The sequence below is a fragment of the Candidatus Zixiibacteriota bacterium genome, assembly GCA_014728145.1.
GTDB lineage: Bacteria > Zixibacteria > MSB-5A5 > JAABVY01 > JAABVY01 > WJMC01.
In genome coordinates this window covers 1-5,316 of sequence record WJMC01000233.1, presented here as the reverse complement: position 1 = coordinate 5,316, position 5,316 = coordinate 1, and the positions used below count along the sequence as shown (strand labels likewise).

The window sequence follows — 5,316 nt, the reverse complement described above, 5'->3', positions numbered from 1 at the left end:
TTCCCGATTGCGCCATACCTGTATGCTTTCTCAGTTGAAGAAGCGGTCAAGCACGCCAAAAAGCTGGGTTACCCGATCGCTATGAAAGTGAATACTCCCAAGATCCTGCATAAAACTGATCGCGGAGCGGTCCGTCTCGACCTGCGTACTGCAGAAGAGATCGAGAAAGCATTCAACGAGCTCAAGAAGTCGGTTACCAAAGACCTCAAACCCAAAGAGAAGTTCTCGGTAGTTGTGCAGGAGATGGTCTCGGGTGGTGTAGAGACGGTTATCGGCATGTCATCGGACCCGGCTTTCGGACCTGTAATAATGTTCGGTCTGGGGGGTGTCTATGTTGAAGTGATGAAGGATGTCGCGTTCAGGATCAATCCTCTCTCCGACCTGGATGCCAAAGAGATGATCGAGTCTTTGCGCGGTGTTAAACTGCTCAAGGGGTTCCGGGGTGCTGAACCGGTCAATATGGAAGTGCTGGAAGACTCAATTTTACGAGTCAGCCAGCTGGTCTCCGACTTTGCTGTTATTACAGAACTGGATATAAACCCGTTTATCATATCGTCATCGCCTAAGACCACCAAGGCCGTGGACGCGCGTTTCATAGTAAAAAAGTGATATCCCACAGTTAGCTACCGGTTTTCCTGGCTATAACCGCTTGCCTCTGTTTTTGCGTGTAAACCAGATGACTCCGAAAGAAATCACCCAGAGCGGCAGACTGATCGATGCGACCGACAGAATATGTTTGTCGAAAAGCCCCGCAGGAGTCGGCAAAAGTCCGAACCTGAAATCCTTGCGTGTGACTGTCTCGATCACTTTTTCATCGTCGTAGAATCCGGTCCCGGCCAGGGGGTCATCGGCATCAGGAAGCCTTTCGACTCTTTCGACAACTTCGAACTTAGTGTAGTAGTCACCGCCGGTAGCCTGCCAGGTTATAACTGCTCCCAAAGTCAGAAGCAGGGCGAGGGCGGGAACTGTTTTATGTATTGAATTCATCTATTCCCCTTTGATCGGCGTGCTTAACAGTACCACTTAGTCTTAGAGCATGAAGACGGAGGTGTTTAATCCCCCGTCCTCAGTCTCATCTCAGCATTCAAGGCACTTGCTGCGAGAGAATGCTCAAAAATTAAAGATACCGCCCTATTTACCCGCCGGGTTTAGCGCCAATTCAGATGAATTCGAGGCTACCATGCTGGCCTCGATAGTGATTGTTTCACCGACTTTAGTGCCGATGATATCCATTCCGGCCGGACCGGTGATACCGAAATCAGCCAGGGACACATCGAATTCAGCGCGAGCCGCCAATAGATCACCCGGCATGCGCGCGTTAGTCTTCTCCGATTCCACCAGGTAGGTTATCCGGGCAGGAAATTCGATCCGCTTGCTCTTGCCCTTGATTATGACTTCACCCGTGGCGGTGACATCGTATGTGGTCGATGAGCTGTTGGAACTTATCTCCCTGATACTTTTGAGTTCATCAATTTTCAACACGATATTGGGATACTTCTCAGCGTTCATCCAATCCTTAGCCGCCAGATGCTCATCGCGAGTAGGGATTCCGGTATTCAAACTCTTGACCGGTACAGTCAGTTCACCATGACCGCCGTTCTTCGGGTTTTCAGGATCGAAAACCAGGTAGCCGGTAATATTATTTGAGGTGCCCACTATATCTTCCAGCGGGGCAGTGCTCTTGAATGTTACAGTGTTGCGATTGACCGGATCGTTGACGTAGAACATATTATGTTCATCCCTGGCGCTGTGACTATGCTGAGCGCTTGCCGAAACAACCGCGATCATAAGGATCGCCACAGAAATAAAAATAATCTGAAGCTTTTTCATCGTACTCCTCCTTTTAAGGACTAATTTTAAATTTTCGTTTGAATGTAAAAACAATAAAGGATTCTCTTGATCCTGTATTCAACTAAACCATGATTGCATCGCCCGAGTTCAAGCAGTTGGTCCCGATTTCAGCAGTTTTTTTCACTTCCAGGTTCTTAGCGCACTGTCGAGATTACTCTGAAAATCAGTTCACATCTTCCCGGTTGGTGTAATTGCCAGCATATATGATTGAACAGCAACAGTATATGTCAATAAAGAGAGGAGTATTGGCTGTTTAGTTTCAATGAATTCAGAATTCATAGTTTTTTGGGAAGTTCTTGCCGTAGAGGATTCATGTACTTAGTGTTTTTTTGAAGTTCAAAGACCGCCTTGAGTAAAATAAAACGTAAACGCTTTGCCGGGTGCGAGAAACAATTCCGGAACAGTTGTTGTCGTGATACGTTTAATAGATTAAGTCTATGGAAAAGGAAACTTCGGGCGAATTGAGTATCTCTAAAAATACATCAGATTTAATAATCGTGGGTGCCGGTATATCCGGTTTAATGGCATCTGATTATCTCCACCACCACGATATCCGTCCCCTAATCCTCGACAAGTCCCCCGGGGTCGGTGGCCGTATGGCTACCCGCAGGATTGGTGAGGCACGTTTTGACCACGGCGCGCAGGAGTTCATCTGCAAGGACAGCGTATTCTGTGAATACCTTGCAAGCTGGCTCGAAGACGGCCTGGTCCATAAGTGGTTTAACGGCGAAAGAGATCATTATGTCGGCAGTCAGGGCATGACCGCCGTGCCAAAATTTCTGGCTGAAAAGCAAAATATTGTAAATAAATGCCGGGTTATGACGGCGGATTATAGAGAAGATCACTGGATTGTAACCTGCGCGGACGGTCGCGAATTCAGGTCGAAACTTTTAGTCCTGAGCGCGCCGGTACCGCAGTCTCTGGCGGTGTTATCGAATATAGAAACAGAGTTAGATTCCAGGATAATAAAATCACTGCGTGAGATCGAGTACAACCGCTGTATCGCTGTTATGGCTGTTCTCGATCAAGGCTCCAGGATCGGCCGAACCGGATGGATTAGGTTTGAAAATGGTTCGATCCGCTGGATCGCCGACAACCAGAGCAAATCGATTTCATCCACCGGAAGTGTCACGATCCATTCGACCTGTTCCTATGCCCATGAGCACTGGGAGGATAACACGGATGATATCGCCCGTGACCTGCTCAAGATAGCAGCGGATATCATCGGCGCAAAACCGCTCGAATACCAGGTTCATCGCTGGCGTTACAGCGATGTCGCGGTACATCATCCCGATCGACTGGTCTATTCAAGTGCCCCCGGACCGGTGCTGTTTTGCGGTGACGCCTTTGGGAAAGCTTCCTGCGGGGTAGAGACCGCAGCGCTATCCGGTCTTTCCACGGCTGAGTATTCTCTCGAACTGTTGCGCAAATATGATTCCCTGACCGCCTGATTATAATAGTTAAGCATTTTTATTACTATCTAATGGATAACTGGTTCTGCGTAACAGATATACGTAATCAGTAGGCTATTTTATAGTATTGTTTGCACACATCGGCAGCGATATCTTGATAACACTACGTGTAAAAATGATACCCTGAGGAGGAGGTTCTGATGACCCGGAAAAATACCATATTAACATTTACACTAAGTCTCCTGTTGATTCTCGGTTTTGGAATTAATGTTCTGGCTCAGAAAGATATGGCTTTTGGCGGATCATCCGATGTCAGCTTCGCTGAAAAAGCCTGGACCGCAATGCAGGGATACACGGATTGGCCCATGCGTTCGGGAGTATATCCCGGATCTTCACCCCATGGGAAGTTCTTGCGCCTGTATTACAATATGATTGAAGTCGAGGGTAAACATTACCACGTCATAATCAAGGATAACTATGGCGGTGAGGATGCCACTCAGGAGAAGATTTCCCGGTCACCGGATAAGTATCTGGCGGCAGTAACCATAATGCTTCATCGTGAAAAAGGTTACGATCCGGAGCATATGAACTGGTTTTATGTCAAGTACGCTCCCGATGGGGGTATCATGGAAAACCCGAAGGGCATAGCCCTGGCCGGAAGAGTTGCCAAAGGTACAAATCAGGGATGTATTGCCTGCCATGCCAACGCCGCCGGCGGTGATTACCTGTTCACGAATGATAAATAACTCATGCTATAGTTTTGTTCTTTGTCATCTGACTTCCTATTCTTCGCAAGCGATATCACGATCTCCTGGCGAGGTCGTGATATCATTTTTTTGGCTGAAAGGATTTGCCCAATGAAAACAATTATAGCGATCCTGATAGTGATAGTAATACTGGCAGGGGCTGTTTTCTTCTACATAAATTCGGGCTGGTACAATATTTCTGCGAATTCCAAACATAACGGGTTGACCCTGAGGCTGATCGAAACCACCAAAGACCGCTCGATTCATCATCATGCCGAAGACACTGTCCTTTCGAATTTACAGGACTCTTCCATGCTGTTATCCGGCTTTAAGTACTACGACAGCCTGTGCCTGCCCTGTCACGGTGCAATCGGAATAAGCCGTGAGCGATTCGCGCTTGGGATGTATCCGCTTCCGCCGGAACTGATTGAGGAAGTCGGCGAATGGAGCCCCGCTGAACTGTTCTGGATCACCAAAAACGGCATCAAGCTTACCGGTATGCCGGCATTTGGCGAACTTTTGGGCGATCAGGATATCTGGTCGCTTGTCGCTTTTATGCAAAAGCTTCCCGAGATGTCATATTACGATTACCAAAGATTTCGCACTGAAGGCCGGGATCATGGCTTTGGCCAACAGTAAACTGCCCGGTTAACTGAGCCCAATAACATCATCAGAATAAACTTCAAACGATCATAATTGCCGGCAATGTTAGCATGAAAACCGATCCATCCTTTTCAGCAAGGTGATAATCTGTACCTGGTGGAAAAATGCCGGACCGCGCTGGAGTTTCCGGATCCGGCATTGGAAAGGGCAATGGGTCATGAGTCTATAAAAGGTCGTAATCCTTTCCGTATTTTTGAGCTACATAATCGATATCCTTGTCACCTCGACCGGAGAGATTGACCAGGATAGTGCGATCGCTGTCGAGTTCTTTTGCCATCTTTATGGCGTAAGCGACCGCGTGCGAGCTTTCCAGGGCCGGGATGATTCCCTCCTCACGGGAAAGCATGAAGAAAGCGTCCAGCGCTTCCTTGTCGTTAATAGTTTTGTACTGCACGCGGCCGATATCCTTGAGATAACTGTGCTGGGGGCCGACGCCCGGATAATCCAATCCGGAGGCGATAGAATAAACAGGAAGCGGTCGTCCTTCATTATCCTGCAACAGGTAGCACTTGAAACCGTGAATGATACCCGGGGAACCGTAAGTCAGAGTGGCGGCATGTTCACCCTCCTTGAAGCTTTTGCCTGATGGTTCCACGCCATACATTTCAACTTTTTCAGCATCCAGGAAAGCCGAGAACAGCCCT

7 protein-coding genes are annotated in these 5,316 nt (G+C 48.0%); 4 read left to right on the top strand and 3 right to left on the bottom strand.

Annotated elements, in window-relative coordinates; all coding sequences use genetic code 11:
- Positions 1–609 (top strand): CoA-binding protein (locus GF404_12955; GenBank protein MBD3383089.1); only part of this gene is annotated, 609 nt, incomplete at its 5' end.
- Positions 610–639: 30 nt separating this feature from the next.
- Here GF404_12955 and GF404_12950 read toward each other — a convergent pair.
- On the bottom strand, positions 640–987 hold the full coding sequence (locus tag GF404_12950) for a hypothetical protein (protein ID MBD3383088.1): 348 nt from the start codon (positions 985–987) through the stop codon (positions 640–642).
- A gap of 144 nt (positions 988–1,131) precedes the next feature.
- On the bottom strand, positions 1,132–1,830 hold the full coding sequence (locus tag GF404_12945; protein ID MBD3383087.1) for a hypothetical protein: 699 nt from the start codon (positions 1,828–1,830) through the stop codon (positions 1,132–1,134).
- Positions 1,831–2,288: 458 nt separating this feature from the next.
- Here GF404_12945 and GF404_12940 point away from each other — a divergent pair, with 458 nt between their 5' ends.
- From GF404_12940 to GF404_12930, 3 genes are all read left to right on the top strand, one after another.
- Positions 2,289–3,302 carry an NAD(P)-binding protein gene (locus tag GF404_12940; protein ID MBD3383086.1) on the top strand — a complete coding sequence of 338 codons (1,014 nt, stop codon included), beginning with the start codon at positions 2,289–2,291 and terminating at the stop codon, positions 3,300–3,302.
- A gap of 161 nt (positions 3,303–3,463) precedes the next feature.
- Positions 3,464–4,009 carry a hypothetical protein gene (locus GF404_12935; protein MBD3383085.1) on the top strand — a complete coding sequence of 182 codons (546 nt, stop codon included), beginning with the start codon at positions 3,464–3,466 and terminating at the stop codon, positions 4,007–4,009.
- 111 nt (positions 4,010–4,120) lie between these two features.
- The gene (locus tag GF404_12930) at positions 4,121–4,648 is read left to right on the top strand and encodes a cytochrome c (GenBank protein ID MBD3383084.1); all 528 of its coding nucleotides are present in this window, start codon (positions 4,121–4,123) and stop codon (positions 4,646–4,648) included.
- 187 nt (positions 4,649–4,835) lie between these two features.
- Here the strand turns inward: GF404_12930 and GF404_12925 are convergent.
- Positions 4,836–5,316, bottom strand: a 481-nt coding sequence (locus GF404_12925; protein MBD3383083.1) for a pyridoxal-phosphate dependent enzyme, incomplete at its 5' end; no start/stop codon positions are given.